Source organism: Kaistia hirudinis (assembly GCF_014196455.1).
Classification (GTDB): Bacteria; Pseudomonadota; Alphaproteobacteria; order Rhizobiales; family Kaistiaceae; genus Kaistia; species Kaistia hirudinis.
The window spans coordinates 15,565-34,766 of the sequence record NZ_JACIDS010000007.1 but is presented as its reverse complement, the minus strand read 5'-3'; the positions used below and the strand labels follow the sequence as shown (position 1 = coordinate 34,766).

The window sequence follows — 19,202 nt, the reverse complement described above, 5'->3', positions numbered from 1 at the left end:
CGGTGAAGGTCGACAATGCCTATCCGTATGTCCGCCTGTACCATCTTGTCTACGCGCAGCGGAAATCGCATGGAACGGCGAGAGAACGGCAGGATCAACCTTGCACCGAACTCTCTTGCTGCAATCACGGAACCGCCGGGCATTGGAGGCTGCCGATGTCCTTCGTCAACTGGGCGCTGCGGCGTTCCATCCCCTCGGCGCACCGCTCCGTTTGGGTCGCGCGCCGCAGAAAACCGGCATTCCCAATCGCCAGCGGCCGGAGTTGATGCTGCACGTCGTCGATCAGGCCCGCTGCTCGGTGAGTGGGCCTACGGCAGCAGGACGACTGGCGCGGGAACGCTGACGCTGGCGCGGGCAGGTTGGAAGCCAGGGATCAGACCCCGCACATGCCCTCGCACTCATTTGGCCAGAGATCGAGCTGACCGCGATCGGCGGCGGTGGAGAGATCTGCCTCGTCGAGCGGGACGCATGTTCGGTGCAGGAACACCTCGCCGCGTATCCCGCGCAGACCGTTGCGCAAGGCGCGGTCGACTTCGACCGCATCCGCCCAGGCTTCCGGGTCATGGTCGCGCATATGCCGCCAACGGCGATTGTCGTGGAACGGGCAACCGATACAGGCGGATTTCGGGGGCTCGGGGTAGCCGTGCCGGCGCAGCCAGGCGAGGCAATCCCGCCGGCTGAGGCGCTTCTCGATCAGCGGGAAGCGTTTGACCTGCCAAGCCTCGAAGCCCGGCTTCGCGCGCACGATCTCGTCGGTCGAGATGCCGATCCAGGATTCCACGACCGGGAAAGAGGGCGAGCGCTTGCGGGTGAGCCCGGCGAGCTCGCGGATCTTCCGGCGGATCGGCACGATCTTGAAGTCGCTCGTGCATTGGCGGCGGATCATGCCTATCGAGACGGTCTCCGTCGTGGTGCGCCGTGTGGCGACCTCGATCAGTTCGCCCTCATCGTCCGCGTCGAAAACCGGCACCTCGGCGCCAGCCGGCGTGACGGTCTTCGCGAAGGCCGGAACCGAGGCCCAACGACGCCCTTCACCCGCCTGCACGAGCTGGTCACGGATATTGCCTGCCGAGACGACATGCACCGGAAACGGTAGCACATTGGGCGACATCAGCCAGGCGAGATGATCATAGACCGCCTTCGGCTCCCAGCCGGTATCGGCGAAGATGGCGCAGTCGGGCATGGGACCGATCTCGCCATGAGCGGCAAGCAACGCCATGGTGGTGGACTGGACGCCGGCTCCGAGCGAGAGCGCACGCAGCCGGATCGGGGAGGGCTTGTCGCCCTCCCCTGAGATGATCGGAGCCTGCAACATCAGGCGGCCTCCCGATCCTCGGCAGCCGCCGGCTGCAGTCCGTGCAGGAACGCGACAGCGCGTTGCGCATGGGCGGCGGCCGAGAAGATCGCCCGCTTGTCCTCGGCCAAAACCTTCAGCCAGGAATCCAGATAGCTCGCATGGTCCGGCCGCGGCTCCAGCTCGGGAACGATGCCGAGATCGGCGCAGAGGAAGCAGCTCCCGAGTTCCGCGATGAGCTCCTCGCGCGCGCGTTCGCTCCTGTCCCTGCCATAGCGGCTGAGATCACGGTTCACGCGATGGGACGCCGATGTCCAATGGGTGGCCTCATGGCTGAGGACGGCGACGTAGCTCTCCGCATCGCGGAACGTCTGGAACGGCGGCATCTGGATATGGTCGCTGCCGGGGGAATAGAAGGCGCGATCACCGCCATGCCGGATCATCGCGCCGGTATTGGCGAAGAAGCGGTCGGCCTCCTCGATCCGTTCGATCGGATCGCAAACCGGCTCCGCCTTCGCATAATAGCGCTCCGGCAGCCCGTCGATCTGCGCGACGTTGAAGGCGGTATAGGCCTTCAGGAAGGGGATTTCCCGCTCGACCTCGCCGCCATGACCATCGGTCTCGGCCTTGGTGAAGCGGCTGGCGAAGACCACCATGGTGCCAGTCTCGCCCTTGCGCACCGCGCCGCCGAGCTCGATCGCCTGCTTGAACGTCATCCAGACCGGCGAGACATAGCCGCGCGCCATCGCTTCGGACCACAGCAGCAGCACGTTCATGCCAGAATAGGGCAAGCCATTATGCCGTAGCGGCCGCGTCACCCGGCCGATCGCATTCGTGGAACGCCAGGGCTGCATCCAGGGCCGCACACCCTTTTCCAGATCCGCCACGATCCTCTCCGTGATCCGCGCATAGATGTCTACGCGCGGCTTTTCTTCTTTCCTGCTCATATGCTGAACCTCCGTCCCGGAGGTCGCGCCGATCGCGACCCCGTCACGGCGGTCCTGAAGCCGGGTCGATCAGGAGGGCTGCGCATCCGCAGGACCGGAACGTCAGTGGAGGACGGCGCAGCCGTTGCGCAGGCCGCCGGGCCCGGCAGGACCACGCCCGGGACGGGGTGCGAGCGCGAGCCGCTCTCTCGTTCTCCTTTTTTCCCTGCGCCGCGACATCAAAAAGGCTGACCTTGCATCGCGAGACCGGCCGAGAAGAAGGTAGAGAGAGGAAGCGAAAAGGGCGGGACTGACGCCCCGCCCGAGGCGGCTCAGCCGAGAGCCGCCATCTGGAGTTCGGCCGCCTTGCGGTCGACGCTCTGGCCGGGGTTCTCGACCTGCCGCTCGAAGGGCTTCCACGCCTCGCCAACGATCAGCTCGTAGGCGGCAACCGCGCCCTCGACGGCCATCCTGAGCGCATGGGCCTGAAGTCCCATGTCCGCCGCGAACTCGCGCTTGCGCTGGGCGCCGCTGTCGAAGCCGACCGGACCGTCGCGATCCTCGTCGCGCATGCCGTTCGCCGCCTTGGCGGTGGCATCGCGCGCCTCGGTCACAGCCCGGCTGTAGAACTGTCCGGCACCATGGGCCGAGCCGACATAGGCGCCGACGATGCGCTGCAGGTGGATCTGCATCGCCCGTTCACCGAGCCCTTCCTTCAGGCCATCGGCGGTCTCGACGATCAGGCGCTCATGCTGGTCGCGGATGCCGTCGCTGTCGAGGATCGGAAGTCCGAAGCTCTCGGCGATCAGGGTCATCTGCGTGGCATCCGGGCAGGCAAGGCGGACCATCTCAACGGTGGTGCCCTTTCTCAGGGAAACGACGCGGGCGGAGTGACGGGAGGACGGGGCGGTCTTGGCCATGATGTATTCCTTTCCGGTTTCATCTCCCGAGGTCTGTCCACCGCTTGCCGGCGTCCCCTCGGGTGCGGTCAAAAGGAACCGGCGGCCGCCGGGCGGTTCAGGGTCCGGCCCTTGCGAAGGCGAGCGGACAGGGTCGGCGGACCAGCAGGGCGTCAGCCCTCGCGCAGGACGCGGGCCCGGTCTGTCGAGATCGGCGAGGCCCGGCCGCCACGCGGCGCGGCACGCGACCTTGAAGCGCCTGGCAGACGGTTCAGACCGCAGCAAACCCGAGGTGATGCCGGTGAGCGGGGGTTGAGAGGAACACGGCAACCGGGAAAAGGATAAGATCCACGCCGCCCGACGACCTCCGTTCCCCCTCGACGGTCGCTCCCAGAACGGCCCGGGAGAGAAGGTCCTGCTCCAACCCGCGCAATCAGGCGACCCGCGGCAGGACGAGACCATGACGCACACGGAGAACGGCGATCGCCTGGTCCTGATGAGCCAGCCTCCGGGACAGGGCGTCGACCTCGGGCTGGCGCTCGGCGGTCAGTGCTGCGAGATGTGAACGGTAGCGCTCAAGGAAGGCGTTGGGATCGGGCGGCTTACCATGCCGGTAGCCCGTGCGCTTCGGCTGGCGCCGTGGGATGAGCACCGTCATGTGCCGCATGATCTGCCGGTCGATCAGGTCAAGCTGGCGCTGGGTCTCCCGGCGCGCCTCCTCCATGCGCGCGAGCTGGACGCGGACCTCGGATGGAGGGGTCATGTCGCGGTCCTCTCCTGCCAGCCGATGAAACTCGACGGTCCGCCATAGACGGCGTGGCGGTCGGGATCGATGACGAAGCCGAAGCGGCCGAGCGTGTAGTCATCCGACGGAACAAGGAAGCGCCGCTCCTCCGTTCCCGATCCACGATACCCGCCCGGTGCCGCGACGCATTCGACGAACCCCGGCTGCTGCTCCGACGTGATCGCCGAGATCACGACCCAATCCTCTGCATGCGCGGCTTCGAAAGCCCTACGGTCCTTCTCCCGCGATTCACCAGGAGTGAGGATCGTCCCGAAGATCGTCTCCCAGGCATCCGGCCATGAATCCTTCATGGTGCGTTCGGCGCAGCGCCGCTCGAAGCTGGTGAACAGATGCGGGAAGGTGATTGCCACGATCGCCCAGGCCTCATCCTCCTCGTAGAAGCCGCCCGCAACCCGCAGCACAGGATCAACCTTGCGATTGCGCTCGGCCGAAAGTTTGAAGCCGCCGTGGCCGGCGGTAGAATGACACTCGACACCCTCGGCATAGACGATCGCCCCCTGCGAGGGTCCCCATGGCGTGTGGGCGGGAGAGGAAATCTCGCGCCGTCCGAGCGCCTGCTGTTCGCGCTGGTGCTCGGCATGCTCCAGCACCCGAGCACGGAACGCCGCCTCGTCGGCGATCTCGCCGGAATGGCCGTAGAAATCATCCCGCCGCCATTCGGCCAGCGACCGGCCGATCTTCCAGCCGCTGGCGAGGTAATGCCGGCCGTCGCGACCGGGCAGCATAGCGAAGGCGTTGTCGCCGATGCGCGCAACTGGGAGGCCATCGGCGGAGATGCCGAAAGTCGGTGCCACCATCGCAGGGCTTCCGGAAGGAAGGGGGATGGTCATGCCGCTCTCCCTTCGACGATATCGGCGCCGACCTCGTCTTCCGTCACCTCATCGAGCACGGCACGCGGATAACCGTGCCGTGACAGCCATTCCTCCGCCGCGGCGCGATGTGGCGCGAGGTAGACCAGCTCGGCGTTCTCGCCGGCACGGTCGAACACGCGCACCGAACCGATCGCGGGCCGCTCAACGATGGTGAAGCTGAGCGCGGATTCCACCGAAAAGATCCGATGGACACGAATGGCGATGACACCATCGGCACCGTAATCCGCCTCGTGCAGGGTGAAGGTGGCCGAGAGCGAGAGATTCCCGATCGCGCGGCCACCGCCTTTGCTGATCAGCCGCCCACGGCTGTTGCGGCTCTGCCAGGCTGCGAGCTTCTTCCGGTGCCGCTCGGGCGGGCGCGGCGTGCCGTCGGACCAGGCGACGAGGGAACCGATGGGAGCATGGTCATGGATGATGTGCGCGGACATGAGGTCCTCCTTGTGTGCGGGCGTGAAAACATGACCGCCGCCGGGCTGACCGGCGGCGGCGAGGGCATTCGGCAAGAGGGGGAGGGGGAGCCACTATTCGGCGGCTTCGCGGAAGCCCTCGGGGATACCCGCCTCGTCGAAGCCGTCTTCATCCGCGTCGAAGTCGTGCGCCGGCTCGATGGGCTCATCGCCGTCGCGCTCGTCCTGATCGACCGGCGTGCCGTCGTCCTCGTCCGCGACGACACTGTTCTCGGTGAGCCACCCGTTCAACGCGACGGCATCCGGCGCGAACAGGGCCGAGGTGTGGACGAAGTATCCCGCCCCGAAGTGCTCGACGAGCGCGGCGCGCGTGTCCTTGACGCGCTGGCGCGGCAGGACCGGCGTGTCCTTGCAGGCAGCTTCCAGCGCCGGGCGGGACAAGCAGGACAGGAACTCCTCCGTGCCCATATTGGGCAGGAAGCCATCCGCACCGACGACGTCGCCGGCGACGAGAGCGATGAGGCCCGACTTCGTCGCATTCTCCCGGCACGAGAGAACATCGATCAGCACGCCGCGGGCCGCGATGCGCAGCATATCGCTGTCGAAGGTGAGCTTGCCCTCCTGATCGAACAGCCCCGCGGCATGACGCCCGAGGCGACGGCCCCAACGGAATTCCCCGCTGGCGCCGGAGTCGACGCGCACGTTCTGCCCGGCGAAGGCGAGCACCAACAGCGCCATCAGCGTGTCGTCCTCGATCGGCGCGCGGGACAGCGCCTCGTGCAGCGCATCGGTGCGAAGGTCACCGATCATCTCGATGCCCTTGCGCGTCACCTCCGGGCGCGGCTTCGCCAGCGTCCCGACATCCTCAGCGCCGAAGGTGTCCGTGCCCTTCGGCTTCTTCTCCACGGGCATGCGGTAATGCACGCTCTGCACCTTGCCCTCGCGGTCGAGATACATCGCGGTGCAATCGCCCTTGCCCGGCTTGCCATGAACCCGCTCGGCCTTCTTCGGCAATTCCGGCTGGCCCCAGCTATTGGCCTCGGTGATGATCCCCTTCTTCGGCAGGTGGCTCGTCATCCACTCCTGCTGGGCGCCGAGGAAGGCCTCGACCTGTGTGGTGTAGCGCGAGTCCTCATCGGCCGGCGCGAACAGGTCCTCGGTCCATTCGATGCCGTAGGCCCGGGCGAGGTCCTCGCCGAAGCTGGCATCACGTGCATACATGCGCTTCTTCGTGAGCCCATTGGCAATGCTCCACCACGCGGCCTGCGGGTCCCCCTTCTTCGGCTTGTGTGCCTTCCAGACCTCGCGCTGCTCCTCGAGCGAAGCGGCGGCGATGGTGCGCAGCTGCTGCTCGTTCGGCATATCGCCCTTGGCCATCTGGTCCAGCATCGCCGGCAGCACATTGGCGAGCAGCCGGAGCTTGCGGATCTGGCGCACCGGCAGGGCCAGCGCCACGGCGATCGCCTCCTCGGTCCAGCCGAGCGCGACCAGCCGCTCGATCGCCCGCCACTGGTCGACCGGGTTCAGCGGCTCACGGGCGATGTTCTCCACCATGGAGCGCATGGCGCCATTGTCGTTGGCGGCGTCGACCACCAGCACCTCGATCTCCTCGAGGCCCGCCTTGATCGCCTGCTTCACCCGGCGATGACCGGAATCGATGATGTAGCCGTTCCCCCCGCCGCTCTCCGGCGCGATCACCGGGGGCTGCACGATGCCGACCGCCTTGATGGTGGCCAGCAGCAGGGCATCGGCCTGCGGCGTGGATCTGGTCTGCCGCGTGCGGTCGGGATTCTCCTTCAGCGCGCGCGGATCCACCTTCATAATCTGCATCGGAATGCTCCTTGCCGGGCTATGGACGCGAGGCATCACCCCGGTCCTGTTCCGTCTTCTTCCCGAAGACATCCCCCGGCCCGCGGAGCGGACGGGCCGGTGCAACTGCGGGCGAGCATCCCTGCCCGGCCGGCCAAGCGGGGCTTCAAGCCCTGCGCAGGACGACGGGCCGGGATCGCGCAGGCCGCGGTTGAGCGATAGTAGCGTCACCGGCACGGCCGATCCGCGAGGAGGGTTTTCCCCCCCCCTCTTTCTCACCACCCTTCCGTCCCTTCTATGCGGCCTGCCGCTCTCCATCCCCCCGCAACCCTTCGACATCGGTCGCCAGCGCCGCCTCGATTTCGGCGAGCTGCCGCCGCTTATCGGTGAGCTCCCCGGCGAAGGCGAAGTTCCCGCCCTGGCGCGAGCAGTAGGAGGCCAGCCGCCGCTCGGCATCGGCAAGCCGCCGACGACAGCCTTCCCGTTCGTCCTCGAACCCGCCGAGCGCACGCTCCAGCCGTGAGACCGCGCCGAGCGGCGTGACGGTGACCGGCAATTCGATCTCGTGATCGGCGCCGCTGCACCTGAGCACGGTATCATAGCGATAACCGTCCTTGCCGAAGCGCTCGCCCGAATAGTCCAACTCGAACCCGCCAATCACGGCGATCACGGTCTCGCCTTCGTGCTGGAGTTGCACGAGAGTCAGGATTTCCTTCATCAGGGCGCGGCCGGCAGCTTTGCGTTCGGAGTGAGGGGCGCCGTTCACCGTCATCGCGAAGGCCTCGCCTCCAGTTGGGACGGCGCGGGCGATATCCTGTCCGATCTCTTCGATGCGCCGGGTCGCGTGCGCGATATCGCGCTCGGCATCGCGGATCTGGCGACGGATCGCGAACTGGTCGTCATCATGCGCAGCGCGCAGACGCTCGAGCCGCGCGATATCGGCCTCCAGCCCGGCTTTCTGCATCAGCCGCTGGTCGCCCGAGGCGATTGCCTTGGCCATGGCGAACTGGTTGGCCTGCCCCCCGCCGAGATCTTCCAGCCGGCGGATCGAGGTGTCGCCTGAGAGCGCCGCCGCGATGAAACGGGCTTTCCGCTCGTTGTTCTGCCACATCTGCGCGTCCATCGAGCCCTCGGTGGCATAGGCAAAAATATCGACCTCGTCATGCTGGTTGCCCTGCCGCACGATCCGCCCCTCGCGCTGTTCGATCTGGGAAGGCAGCCAGGGCACATCGAGATGATGCAGCGCCTTCAGCCGAAGCTGGGCATTGACGCCGGTGCCCATGGTCTCCGAGGAACCGATCAGGAATCGGACCTTGCCGGCGCGGACATCGCCGAACAGCCGCTGCTTGGCCTCGGACTTCTTGAAGTCCTGCATGAAGGCGATTTCCGATGCTGGCACGCCCATACGGACCAGCTCGTCGCGAATCCAGCGATAGGCCGAGAAGCCGCGCGTCTTCTCGACGCTGATCGCACCGAGATCGGAGAAAATCATCTGCGCGGCGCCGGGCAAATCGAAGAGCTTTCCGTCCGGCTGGCGATAGGTGTTCCGGCCAGTCTCCCGCCAGATGCGGAAAGCGTTGCCGATGAGGGCGTTGAGCTTGTTGTCCGGCTCGTTGTCATTGCCAGGGTCGACCAGCCGCAGGTCGATCGCCGCATGGCGCCCGTCGGTGATGACGGAGAGCAGAATATCGTCGCCAGGCTGTGCCGGTCCCTCACGCTGCTCGATCGCCTTGATGCGGGCGTCGAGCACCGTCTGGTAACGCTTGAACGCCGCTGTCGGCTTCGCGGTGACGATCTGGCGCTGCCCCGTCGAGATGGCCGGCACCTTTACGTATTGCCGCAGATCCTCCGGCATCACGACATCGGCGAAGGACCGGAACATCGCGATCAGCTCCGGGACGTTGACGAAGGACGCAAACCGGCTGACCGGCTTGTATTTTCCCGAAGGCTGAAGCTCGAGCTCGGTCGTGGTGTCGCCGAAGGTGCTCGCCCAGGCGTCGAACTCGTGCAGGCCCCGCTCGGTGAGCGCGGCATGGCCCATGAGGCGCTGCACCGAGAACATCTCGCCGAGCGTGTTGGTGATCGGCGTGCCCGACGCCAGCACGAGCGCCCGGCCCGGATTCTTCGTCTCGACGAAGCGGGATTTCACATAGAGGTCCCAGGCGCGCTGCGAACCGTTGGGGTCGACACCCTTCAGGGTCGACATGTTGGTGGCGAAGGAGAGCTTGCGAAACTCCTGCGCCTCGTCGACGATGATCTGGTCGACGCCGAGCTCGGCGATGGTGAGGAGATCATCCTTGCGCGTCGCGAGGGCCTCCAGCCGCTCCTTCAGACCCTCCTTCAATCGCTCGAGGCGCTTGCGCGAGACGCGGTCCTCGCTCTCGACCCGCGTCAGCAGGGTCTCGTAGAGCTCAAGCTCGTCCTGGATCATCTGCTGCTCGAAGGTGGACGGGATGCCGATGAACCGGAAGGCGGAATGGGTGATGATGATCGCGTCCCAGGTCGCGGTCGCCGCACGCGACAGGAACCGGGCGCGCTTCTCCTTGATGAAGTTCGTCTCGTCCGCCACGAGGATGCGGGCATTGGGATAGAGCGCCAGGAACTCGCGGGCCGCCTGCGCCAGGCAATGGCCGGGCACCACCAGCATCGCCTTGGCGATCAGCCCGAGCCGGCGCTGTTCCATGATGGCGGCGACGAACGTCATCGTCTTCCCGGCGCCAACGGCATGGGCGAGATAGGTCGAGCCGGCCGAGACGATGCGCCAGATGCCGCGCTTCTGATGCGCATAGAGCGTGAAGGCGCTGCTCGCGCCCGGCAGCTTCAGGTGATCGCCATTGAAGGAGCGGGGCGCGATGTTGTTGAAACGATCATTATAGACCCGCGCCAGCCGGTCGGTGCGGTCGGTATCGGACCAGACCCAGCACTGGAAGGCGGTCTTGATCTTGGCGAGCTTCTCCTTGGCGGCCTCGGTGTCGACGACATTGAGGACGCGGCGCTCGCTGTCCCCGTTCCTGATGATATCGAAGATCTGCGGCACTCGGCTGTTCAGCGCGTCAGCGAGCAGCTCGCCGGCATGGCGTCGTTCCGTGCCCCATTCCGAGGTGCCGGCGGCGAGCCAGCCGAGCTGCCGCGCCTCCACGCTCCAGGAGGCAAGCTCCGGCATGTGGTGGATGCGGATCTCCGCTCCCATGGTCTCCTTCACGAAGGCGACGACATCCAATGCCGGAATCCACGGCGCGCCGAGACGGGCCGTAATGTCGGAAGGCCGCAGATCGGCCGGCTGCACCTCGACAAGGGCGCGGACATTGCGCACGAAGGCAGGATCGAGCGCGGCGGCGGCTTCCGCTGCCTTCAGCCTGTCGCGCACCGGGCCGGAGAGATAGGCGTCCGCCGTCTGCCATGACCCGGTCTCGGGATTGCGAAAGATGGCCTCTCCCAGCTCGGCAATGACCGTAGCGGCATCGGCGTGCAGCAGCTCGGCGATATGGTCGAGATCGACATGGCCGCGCTCGTTCAGCACCACGGCGAGCGCATCCGCGGCCGAGGCGATTGCGGGCGCGGACGGCGGTGCGATTACCCGCTCGGAGAAGATCGGACCCGGCTTCGCCGTATCGGTCTCGAGGTCGTAATCCTCGATCGAGGCGACGAGCCAGCAATCGGGATCGTCGAGAAAGGGTTGCAGGTTGGGCCGGCGATGGGTTTCGCGGACCTCGCCGGTCTCCTCGTCCTCGGCGATCGACACCGTGGTGTGGTTGATCGGACCGAAGTCGCGCACGAAGCTGGACCAGGCGATGCGCAGCCGGACCTGCGCGTCTTTCCACGGCCGATCCTGCTCCTGTGCCTTCAGCACCTCGCGCACGGCGTCGCGGATCGGGATCAGCTTGCGGATGGTGCGGATGTGCTTTTCGGGGATGCCCTCTGCGCTGCGGCCCTTACGGGCCTTCACCGCGACAGGTTCGCCGTCGATCAGCTGCATGAGCCCGCGCACCGGGTCGAAGGCATAACTGCCCTCGCGGACGTGGTGCTCAGCGGGAGACGGGATCCCGGCCTCGGCGCCGTGATCGTCACTCTCGACATCGATCGACGTCGGCTCACCGTCATAGAGGGCTTCCGGAAGAAGGGAGATGGCGGCATCCAACGCCACCTTCAGCTCAACGCCCTCGCGCGGCAGGCAGGTGTAGGTATCGCCGAATCGGCCTGACGCCATGGCATGGGTGCCGAGCACAAATTCCGGGTGCCGGACGAACCAGCGGTTCACGCGGATCGCGGCTTCCTCGCCATCGGCGGCGCGGACCTCGTCGAGGTCGAGCCAGCATTGGTCGCCCTCCGGCTCCCCGGTCTTCCGCTTTCGGAAGAAGAGGATGTCGACCACCACATCAGTGCCGGCGTCGCTGCGGAAGCTGCCCTCGGGCAGGCGGATCGCCGCGATCAGGTCGGCCACCTTCGCGATATGCTCCCGCGCCATGGCATCCATCTTGTCCATGGTGCCGTGCGAGGTGACGAAGGCGGCGAGCGCGCCGGGCTTCAGCAGGTCGATCGACCGGGCGATGAAGTAGTCGTGCAGGCGCAAGGCCAGCGAGCGATAGGAGCGATCAGACCGAACGGTACGGTCGGAGAAGGGCGGATTGCCGAGGACGAGGTCGAAGCTCGCCGGCAGGTCCGTGCGGGCGAAGTCGCCCGTCATGATGCGGGCGCAGGGCTGCAACAGCCGGGCGACGCGCGCCGTCACCGGATCGAGCTCGATGCCGGTAACATGGGAGGCATCGCGCAGGCCTTCCGGCATCAACGCCGGAAACAGCCCGGTGCCGATACCCGGTTCCAGCACCCTGCCGCCGCGCCAGCCGAGACGCTGGAGCCCCGTCCAGATCGCCCGGATGATGAACTCCGGCGTGAAGTGGGCGTACTGCGTGCAGCGGGCGAGCGAGGCATAGTCCGTATCGTCGACGGCGTCCTGAAGTTCCGCCCCGATCTCCTCCCAGCCTTCGCGGAACTCCGCCTCGCCGGGCCGGCGGAACATGCCATTGGCGAGATCGGATGCGCCGAAGCCGGTGAAACGGATCAGCGTCTCCTGTTCCGCCCGAGTGGCGGGACGATTCCCAGCCTCGATCCCGGCTGCAAGGCGGATCGCCGCGATGTTGTCGCGAGCGCGTGCCTTCCAGCCACGGGCGAGGCCGCGATCACCATCGAGATGGAAATTAACGCCACATTCGGACGACGGCTTCGCGCGAGCGACTGGTCCGGTCGATGCCGACGCCTGGCTCGGCGCTGGCGTGGTCGGATCGGGATCGTCGTCACCGGGATCGCCCTCGAAATCCCCGGCGAAGGCCGTGACACCGAGGCTCAGGTCGGAGGACAGGTCGGTGTTGCCGAACAGGTTGAGCGTGAAGGGATCGTCATGCGCCATGGTGGAGAGCTCCTGTCGTGAAGGCGCGCGCCATCGTCCGCCGGAGAGGCGGGCGGGACGGGCGCAGGGATGTGAAAAAGGGAGAAGCGTGGAAGCTCGCCTCAGCGGCGGATCAGCGTGAGCGATAGCGCGGCATCGTCCATCACGATCCGCAGATGCGTGGCGTCGGCCGAGGCGGCCATCAGCCGGTCGAGTTCGGCGGCATCAAGGAACTCGATCCCGTCATCCGCCCCGAAATGCCGGCGCTTGTAATGCCAGCAATCCGGATTGGTCTTCGGGCTGCACTCCGCGGCATAGACGACGAGCGGGCGCTGCCCCTCAGCGAGCCTGCCGTTCGAGAGGAGGTAGACGCCCTCGTCGCCGACCAGCCAAAGGCCCGGCTTTTCGCCCGCGCCCGGGCGAAGGCCGTAATAGGGATTGCGGAAGCCGCCATTGGCGGCGGCGTCGATCCGCCCACGCGTGAGGACGGCGCGGACGTCGGCCAGCGGAAAGGTGAACATGTGCGCGCCCTCACGCCGCGAGCGCGTCGGGGAGGTAGCGCAGATGCACCGGCAGCTTCGCCGAGATCTCGGCCTCGGTGAGATGTTCCAGCAGCTTCAGCGTGGTGCCGCGCCGGCCCTCATAGCAGAGCACGGTGCGCTTGCCCTGCAGGCAGCGCGGCCAGCGCTCGCCGGCATAGCCGCGATAATCGTCATGGGTGGCGCTCCAGATATGCTCGAGGCGTTCTTCCGGCGTCATCGCACGCACCGGCCAAGACTCGCGCGCGATGATCGCCGCGCGCAAGACCTCGGGCGAACCCTTCTCGGCAAGGTCGCAATAGCCGTGGAAGTGCCGGAGGCGTCCGTCGATCGACAGCTCGAAGAAGACGCTGGTGATCGAGCCGGTGAGGAACTCGCGCAGGGCGAACATATCGCCACGCATCCACAGCGGCGGCAGGATCTCGAACATATGGTCGTGCTCGGCCCCGCCGATCTCGAACCATTCGCCGCGATAGAGCGCGCCATCATCATCGCCCTGCCAGCGGTTCGGGCGCTGCGCATGGCGGTCGAACATCCGGAACATCTGCCGCCGATCGGCGACGCCCTGATACACCTTGCGGATGGGAGGAACGGAGAGGGTCATGGCAGGCTCCTTCGGCCTCGTCCGGGCCGGAGCGCGGCTCACCCTCCGGGTCGCCATCCTCTCTTCAGCCCTTCCTGACCCCTCCCCCGCAGCCGCCTCACCGTCCGGGCGGGTCAAGGGCCGGCAAAGCCGGGCGAAGCGTCACCCTTGACGCGGCCGGCGGGCATGCGGCAGGCCGCGTCTCTCCTCCCTCCGTTCCCGTTCCTCTTTCATTTTCGCCTTCAGGACCTCGTTCCAGTCCTCGGCCGGCGGCCTCAGCCGGAGCCAGTCGCAGCCCACCTCCTCGGCGATGGCGCGCAGGCGCGTGGCGAAGGCTTCACCCTGGGCATTGGCATCGGTCGCGGCGACGAGCTGCGCACCGGTACGCACCGCCAGCGCCCGTACCGCCGCCTCCGTCACCGGCGACCAGCCGCCACCCGTGCTGAGATAGAGGCTGCCCTCCCGTAATCCCTCGAGGGCGGCGAGGCTCATGGCGTCGATCGCCGCCTCGGTCACGCAGAGGCGCAAGCCCTCGAGCACGCCCAGCCGAAACAGTACCTTCGACCCTCCGGTCGAGAAACCGCGCCACTCCGGGCCACGCTCTTCCCAGCCGGTGACGACACCGGCATCATCGACATGCGCGGCCCATAGACTGCCGCGCGGGCCCTCGCGCAGACAGTCCTGCCGGATGGCGGCGCGGATGATCATCTCGGGGAGGAAACGTTCGTCGCGCAGATAGCGCCAAGTCGCCGAGCCCAGCCAGGGCGTGCGACGGGCGCGCCAGCGTTCGAAAAGAGAGGCGGCGGGTTCATGTTCCCGCGCCGCCCTCGTCCATGTCGGCTCGGCCGGCGAGAAACCCACCAGCTCAGCCGCTGTGGCGAGCACGTCCGTGAAGCTGCCGCCGTCGAGATGGCGGATCAGCGAGAACACGTCGCCCTTGGCGTCCGACAGCGGGTCGAACCAGCCCTTGCCGTCATGGATCACGATGATGATGTCGTCGCCGCGCCGGTACTTCACCGCGCGGCGCGTGCTCTCCTTCACGTCGACCGCGAAGCCCGCCTTCTCCAGCACGGCGGCGCAGGTGACGCGCTCCTTCAGATACTCGACCTCGCTCGTCTCCATCTCGCTCTTCCCGGACAATCTCCGTCCGGCCTTTCCTGCGTCTTCCTTCCCGCGCATCTCGCGGGACCGCTCCCACCGGGCGCGAAGCGCCAAGCCCGCAAGGGCGCGGGACGGCAACTGGGGAATTGATGAGCCCCGTCGCGACCGATCCGGCCCGCGGCGCAGCCTCCCTTGCGGGTGCCGGCTCGCAAGCGGCACAAGGCACGGCGGAAAACCGGTTCAATGAACCGGCCGCCCACCCGAGAACGGATCGTACTCGAAAAGCACGGTGACATCGTCGCCGTCGAGCTCGTCGGCCGGCAGGACGCCGTATGCGCCGTCGACCTTGAACAGGGAGACCGGGACCATCAGGGTGCGGGAGAGCTGGAGGGCGGCGTTCTGGGCGAGGGACAAGTCGTTCGACATTGTGAAGGCTCCATCGGGGAGCAGGCCAATTCCCGCTCGATGGCTCCCCCAGATGGGTCGGGCCCGGTCGCGATCACCGCGAAGGCGAAGACGAGAGCGGCGGCACGTTCACGTAGCCGACCCCGCCAGCGGGTTGATCGTGGAAGATCCGGAACCGGACCAGGAGACATCGCAGAAGAGCGGGATTGATCTGCTTCCCGGTGGTGCAGCCGTCTCCCGAACGAACCGTCTCGCCAGAGCTCCGCTGCCACACCGCACCTGATGGTCCCTGTCGCGCCGGCCCAAAGGCGCGACGCCGCTCACGTCCTGCCGCTTCGCCGCAGCTCCTCGTCGACGATCGCCTGCACGGTTGCGAGATCCATCTCCGCGCGCGGTGAGATCCGCGCCACCTCCGCCGCGACCTTGGACCAGTGTACGAACGCGCCGCCGTGGCCCTCAGCCCGCGCCCGGGCCGCCAGACGTTGTGCCTGATAGTAGGCGTTCCGCTCATCCTCCTGCACGAGCCGACGGGCGTCGGCCTGCCACCGCCGGCGAATGGCGCGGCGGCGTTCCAGCCAGGAGTTCAAGGCACTGAACATGCGCTCCTTCTCTCCGGTGGCAGCCGGCCAAGCGTCAGGGATCGAGCCCATATGGGTGAAAAACGCGCAGAGCTTCAGCTATGCCGAAAGCCCGGCCCGAAGGGCGACGTCGTAACCTCGTGTCCAAAATGCTGGCAGCAGGCCCTTCGAGACTTCTTCATTCCCTTCCCGGCGTCCGCGCATCGGCACCGATAGCCTCCATGACCATGGCAAGCTCGCCGGTCAGATCCTGATGATAACGCTTCAGATATCCCGATATCGCGTTGTTACGCAGCAGCCGGGCGACGAAGCCCTTCGCGACCACCAGCACCAGCAGCGTCTCGCCGAGCGTGTCTTCCACCGCCTTATAGTCCAGATAGAGCTTCTCCATCTGGCGCTCCATCCGGGCAATATCCTCCGGCGTCGCGTCGAGCTGGCGGGGCTTCTTCACCTCGATGAGCATGTCGGGCCGGGAGGCGGCAAGGATCATCTTCGCATAGGGCACGTTCAGCCGGCTGGCGGAAATCATCATCTCGGCAGCTTCGATCTGGCGCAGCGGCTTCATCTTGCGCAAGATGGCGAACACACCCCGGCTGACCATGCGGTCCTTCAGCAGTTCCACCGCTTCAGGCGCGACGCCGTCGAGCAGCCGCTCGCGCTCCCGGATGCGCTCGACATTGACGCTGAGCGTCTGGGCGATCCGTTCGGGCGGTACGCCCTTGCGGATCGCCTGCAGGATCATCTTGTGCTCCTGGATCGCGCTGAGCCGATTGATCTGCCGGTTATAGGTGAAGCCCTCGTCGTCGGTAGCAACCAGGCAAACCGCTTCCGCCGCCTCGAGCGCCTTCAACGCCTCCAGACGCAGATGCCCGTCCAACAGGATATAGCCGCCGCCGGCGGGTTCCGGATGCACGGCGAGCGGCTCGATGATGCCGACCTCCTGGATCGAGGCGAGGATCGTCCGGAACTTCGGCGTATCGCGAATATCCTTCGCCAGCGCCCGGGTCGGCAGGATGTCACCGATCGCGACCCGGATCGTGTCCTTCTGAAAGGCGTGTCGCGTCACGGCAGCACCTCCCCGCCGATCCGGTCCGCGAGCGGCTTCGGAATATCGCCGACACTCTCCGCCCGCAGGAGGGTGCGGAAATGCTCATCCGTGAGCATCCTTCTCAGCGCCGTCACGACGAACAGCAGGCGCTGCTCCGCGACCTCCGACTTGCGGACGACGAGTTGTTGCCGGCGCACCTCAGCCTGAAAAGTCTGTGCCAGCTTGCTCGCGGTGAGCGGTTGCTCACCCTTGCGTTTCCATGATCCATAGCTCTTGCCGAGCGCCTGGCGCCGGTCGATCAGCCTGCGGACCTTGAGAAGCTGCTCACCGCGCAGAAGCCCGGTCTCATAAGCCTCCATCATGGCGATCTGGACCTCGCCCGGACCGGCCTTCGCGATATCCGTGGCCAGCGAGAGAGGCAGCCAGCCTTTCTCGACCGCACCGATAAGGCGTTCTTCACCGGCCCTCAGCAATTGCATGATGCAGGAAATGTAACCCGCATCGAGACCCGTCTTGCGGGCAATCTCTGCCGGACCATAGCCTCTGTCCTCGAGCACACGCACGGCCGTGAGCAGATCCCGGTTGGAATGCTTGCGACGTGCCAGATTTTCCACGAGGCTCATCAGATAGAGTTCGGTTTCCGACGCCCGGACGACGAGGGCCGGAATATGCGTCTCTCCCAGGGCCTTAAAGGCTTCAAGCCGGCCCTGTCCGCAGATGAGGTCATACCCCGTACCACCATCGTCGCGCCGGGCCTCCGTGACGGTAATCGGCCGCTTCAAACCGACCGTCGCGATGCTCTCGACGATTCCTGCGAATATCTTCGGACTTCGCGCCCGCGGGTTGACGATGCGGACGCTGTCGACCGGGATCGACCGGATCTCCTGTACGCCCCCGACATGATGGGGAACGTCTTCCTTCCGCTCCCGGGCCATCACGCCACCTCCGCAAGAGGAACACGGCGCATCAGCTCGTAAAGCGCATCGAGCGTCACAAAACGGAAGGTATCGAGACTCGCCTCGTTCCGTTCGGCGAGGCGAAGTCGCGACGCCCTGCCATCGAGAGCGGGAAGGAGGTAGTAGTCACGGACGGCCTCCTCGCCGGGCTCCATACGCACCGCGATGGTGATGTCAGGTGGCTCCGACCCATCGAGGCGGATCAACCAGCGGAGCGACCCCGCAGCCGTCTGTGTGCAGCGGCACAGAAGCAGCGCGGCGGTGACCTCTCCATTGATGGTGAGGATCCCGGTCTCCGGATCAAGGGTGACGGAGGCGCCTGCTGCTCGCAGCGCCGCCAGCACCTCGTCGACCACCTGCGGGTTACGCTGCCGGAGCCGGCGATTGCTCTCGACATAGGCGAAGTCGCGATCCGGCGCGTATCCCACCAGAGAATAGGTCCGCAGCAGGCTACCGAAACGGCTGCGGTAAGCGCTGCTCGACGGACAGCCGGAAGCTTCGTCGATCATCAGGCCGGAGAGATAGCCATGCTCGGCGAGCAGGCGACGCAGCACATCCAGCATGTCGGTATCCGAAAGCCGGGCCGACCGGCCGCGGATGATCGCCTGCGCCGCGTCGAACAGCAGGTGATCGACGATGGCCGGAAAGGCGCCCTCGGCCCGGATCCACATGGACGGCTCGTTGCGGGTCCGCTTCCGCTTCAAGGCTGCTGTGCCGCGGTTCCAGACGTTGTTGCCGATGTACTTCTCGTTGATCAGCACCTGATGGACGGTGCCGCGGCTCCAGTCGCGACCGAGATCCGTTCGAATGCCCTCGGCGTTCAGCATGGCGGCAATCTCGCCTTCGTGGCGGCCATCTTCGACGAAACTCTGATAGATGCGCCGCACCACCTCGATCTCATCTGACGGACCGGGAATGAGCACCACACGGTCGGTCTGGATGCTCTTATGTTCAAGGCGTGCGAGCAGTGCCTTGCTCCGGCCGGCCTCATCCACGAGTTGCCGCCTCAGGCCGAAGCCGGCGGGACCACCCTGACGGAAGCCCTTCTCGATCAGCCGGCACTGGCCGGCGAAAACCTTGACCGAGAGCTCGCGGCTATATTCGCCAGCCATCTTGCGCTTCAGCATCTTCTGGATGTCGGAGCCGAGGCTGCCGTCATTGTCGAAGGGCTCGGCGCAATACTCGACCCGCACACCGGCGCGGCGGCATAGATATTCGTAGTAGGCGCTTTCATCAGCATCCTGAAACCGCCCCCACCGGCTGATATCGTAGACGAGCACGATCTCGAAATCGGCGTGCCCGCCCGTCACGTCGGCAATCAGTTTTTGCAAACCGGCGCGGCCATCGATGTTGAGGCCGCTCTTTCCCTCATCGGCATAGGTCCTGACGATGGTGCAGTTGTAGCGGGCTGCGTAGTCACGGATAGCGTCGGCCTGGTTCTCCGTCGAATAGCGCTGATGCTCGGTCGACATCCGCACATATTGCGCGGCACGCACCTCGGGAAAACCGGAAGAGATCTCGTTGCGCGGCACTATCATTGGCGATCACGACCCGTCTTGCCGGCACGCCAAGAAATCGACCGTTGTACGGACGATCC

At 66.4% G+C, this 19,202-nt stretch carries 16 protein-coding genes; all 16 read right to left on the bottom strand.

Annotated elements, in window-relative coordinates:
- Window positions 1-373 precede the first annotated feature (373 nt).
- The 16 genes from GGR25_RS23605 to GGR25_RS23530 all read right to left on the bottom strand — a co-directional run bounded on the left by GGR25_RS23605 (window position 374) and on the right by GGR25_RS23530 (window position 19,143).
- Window positions 374-1,315 carry a hypothetical protein gene (locus tag GGR25_RS23605; protein ID WP_183401362.1) on the bottom strand — a complete coding sequence of 314 codons (942 nt, stop codon included), beginning with the start codon at window positions 1,313-1,315 and terminating at the stop codon, window positions 374-376.
- Window positions 1,315-2,241, bottom strand: coding sequence for an ArdC family protein (locus GGR25_RS23600; RefSeq protein ID WP_183401361.1), 927 nt, complete (start codon window positions 2,239-2,241; stop codon window positions 1,315-1,317). The genes GGR25_RS23605 and GGR25_RS23600 overlap by 1 nt, the downstream gene beginning before the upstream one ends.
- A 311-nt stretch (window positions 2,242-2,552) precedes the next feature.
- A complete protein-coding gene (locus tag GGR25_RS23595; protein ID WP_183401360.1) occupies window positions 2,553-3,140 on the bottom strand; it encodes a hypothetical protein in 588 nt (195 codons plus the stop codon).
- Between the two features lie 412 nt (window positions 3,141-3,552).
- Window positions 3,553-3,882, bottom strand: a complete 330-nt coding sequence (locus GGR25_RS23590) for a hypothetical protein (protein WP_183401359.1) — start codon at window positions 3,880-3,882, stop codon at window positions 3,553-3,555.
- Window positions 3,879-4,754: a DUF7007 domain-containing protein gene (locus GGR25_RS23585; RefSeq protein ID WP_183401358.1), complete on the bottom strand. Its 876-nt coding sequence runs from the start codon at window positions 4,752-4,754 to the stop codon at window positions 3,879-3,881. The genes GGR25_RS23590 and GGR25_RS23585 overlap by 4 nt, the downstream gene beginning before the upstream one ends.
- Window positions 4,751-5,224, bottom strand: a complete 474-nt coding sequence (locus GGR25_RS23580) for a hypothetical protein (RefSeq protein WP_183401411.1) — start codon at window positions 5,222-5,224, stop codon at window positions 4,751-4,753. The genes GGR25_RS23585 and GGR25_RS23580 overlap by 4 nt, the downstream gene beginning before the upstream one ends.
- 93 nt (window positions 5,225-5,317) lie before the next feature.
- A complete protein-coding gene (locus GGR25_RS23575; protein WP_183401357.1) occupies window positions 5,318-7,033 on the bottom strand; it encodes a ParB/RepB/Spo0J family partition protein in 1,716 nt (571 codons plus the stop codon).
- A 274-nt stretch (window positions 7,034-7,307) separates the two neighbouring features.
- On the bottom strand, window positions 7,308-12,416 hold the full coding sequence (locus GGR25_RS23570; protein WP_183401356.1) for an N-6 DNA methylase: 5,109 nt from the start codon (window positions 12,414-12,416) through the stop codon (window positions 7,308-7,310).
- A gap of 101 nt (window positions 12,417-12,517) precedes the next feature.
- Window positions 12,518-12,916: a DUF3085 domain-containing protein gene (locus GGR25_RS23565; RefSeq protein ID WP_183401355.1), complete on the bottom strand. Its 399-nt coding sequence runs from the start codon at window positions 12,914-12,916 to the stop codon at window positions 12,518-12,520.
- Window positions 12,917-12,926: 10 nt separating this feature from the next.
- Complete coding sequence (locus tag GGR25_RS23560) at window positions 12,927-13,538, bottom strand: DUF1419 domain-containing protein (RefSeq protein ID WP_183401354.1); 612 nt, start codon at window positions 13,536-13,538, stop codon at window positions 12,927-12,929.
- 141 nt (window positions 13,539-13,679) lie between these two features.
- Entirely contained in the window at window positions 13,680-14,639 is a 960-nt protein-coding gene (locus tag GGR25_RS23555; RefSeq protein WP_183401353.1) for a DUF3991 domain-containing protein, read from the bottom strand.
- A gap of 219 nt (window positions 14,640-14,858) precedes the next feature.
- Window positions 14,859-15,044, bottom strand: coding sequence for a hypothetical protein (locus tag GGR25_RS23550; protein ID WP_183401352.1), 186 nt, complete (start codon window positions 15,042-15,044; stop codon window positions 14,859-14,861).
- A gap of 299 nt (window positions 15,045-15,343) precedes the next feature.
- Window positions 15,344-15,622 carry a hypothetical protein gene (locus GGR25_RS23545; RefSeq protein WP_183401351.1) on the bottom strand — a complete coding sequence of 93 codons (279 nt, stop codon included), beginning with the start codon at window positions 15,620-15,622 and terminating at the stop codon, window positions 15,344-15,346.
- A gap of 157 nt (window positions 15,623-15,779) precedes the next feature.
- Window positions 15,780-16,667, bottom strand: a complete 888-nt coding sequence (locus GGR25_RS23540; RefSeq protein WP_183401350.1) for a plasmid partitioning protein RepB C-terminal domain-containing protein — start codon at window positions 16,665-16,667, stop codon at window positions 15,780-15,782.
- On the bottom strand, window positions 16,664-17,584 hold the full coding sequence (locus GGR25_RS23535; RefSeq protein WP_183401349.1) for a plasmid partitioning protein RepB C-terminal domain-containing protein: 921 nt from the start codon (window positions 17,582-17,584) through the stop codon (window positions 16,664-16,666). Before GGR25_RS23535 ends, GGR25_RS23540 begins: the two co-directional genes overlap by 4 nt.
- Window positions 17,584-19,143: a recombinase family protein gene (locus tag GGR25_RS23530; protein ID WP_183401348.1), complete on the bottom strand. Its 1,560-nt coding sequence runs from the start codon at window positions 19,141-19,143 to the stop codon at window positions 17,584-17,586. Before GGR25_RS23530 ends, GGR25_RS23535 begins: the two co-directional genes overlap by 1 nt.
- Window positions 19,144-19,202 lie beyond the last annotated feature (59 nt).

Coding starts and splice junctions, on each gene's coding strand:
- GGR25_RS23590 (WP_183401359.1), bottom strand. CDS start 3,882: ATGACCCCTCCATCCGAGGTCCGCGTCCAGCTCGCGCGCATGGAGGAG.
- GGR25_RS23570 (WP_183401356.1), bottom strand. CDS start 12,416: ATGGCGCATGACGATCCCTTCACGCTCAACCTGTTCGGCAACACCGAC.
- GGR25_RS23605 (WP_183401362.1), bottom strand. CDS start 1,315: ATGTTGCAGGCTCCGATCATCTCAGGGGAGGGCGACAAGCCCTCCCCG.
- GGR25_RS23560 (WP_183401354.1), bottom strand. CDS start 13,538: ATGACCCTCTCCGTTCCTCCCATCCGCAAGGTGTATCAGGGCGTCGCC.
- GGR25_RS23565 (WP_183401355.1), bottom strand. CDS start 12,916: ATGTTCACCTTTCCGCTGGCCGACGTCCGCGCCGTCCTCACGCGTGGG.
- GGR25_RS23550 (WP_183401352.1), bottom strand. CDS start 15,044: ATGTCGAACGACTTGTCCCTCGCCCAGAACGCCGCCCTCCAGCTCTCC.
- GGR25_RS23600 (WP_183401361.1), bottom strand. CDS start 2,241: ATGAGCAGGAAAGAAGAAAAGCCGCGCGTAGACATCTATGCGCGGATC.
- GGR25_RS23595 (WP_183401360.1), bottom strand. CDS start 3,140: ATGGCCAAGACCGCCCCGTCCTCCCGTCACTCCGCCCGCGTCGTTTCC.
- GGR25_RS23555 (WP_183401353.1), bottom strand. CDS start 14,639: ATGGAGACGAGCGAGGTCGAGTATCTGAAGGAGCGCGTCACCTGCGCC.
- GGR25_RS23585 (WP_183401358.1), bottom strand. CDS start 4,754: ATGACCATCCCCCTTCCTTCCGGAAGCCCTGCGATGGTGGCACCGACT.
- GGR25_RS23580 (WP_183401411.1), bottom strand. CDS start 5,224: ATGTCCGCGCACATCATCCATGACCATGCTCCCATCGGTTCCCTCGTC.
- GGR25_RS23535 (WP_183401349.1), bottom strand. CDS start 17,584: ATGGCCCGGGAGCGGAAGGAAGACGTTCCCCATCATGTCGGGGGCGTA.
- GGR25_RS23575 (WP_183401357.1), bottom strand. CDS start 7,033: ATGCAGATTATGAAGGTGGATCCGCGCGCGCTGAAGGAGAATCCCGAC.
- GGR25_RS23545 (WP_183401351.1), bottom strand. CDS start 15,622: ATGTTCAGTGCCTTGAACTCCTGGCTGGAACGCCGCCGCGCCATTCGC.
- GGR25_RS23530 (WP_183401348.1), bottom strand. CDS start 19,143: ATGATAGTGCCGCGCAACGAGATCTCTTCCGGTTTTCCCGAGGTGCGT.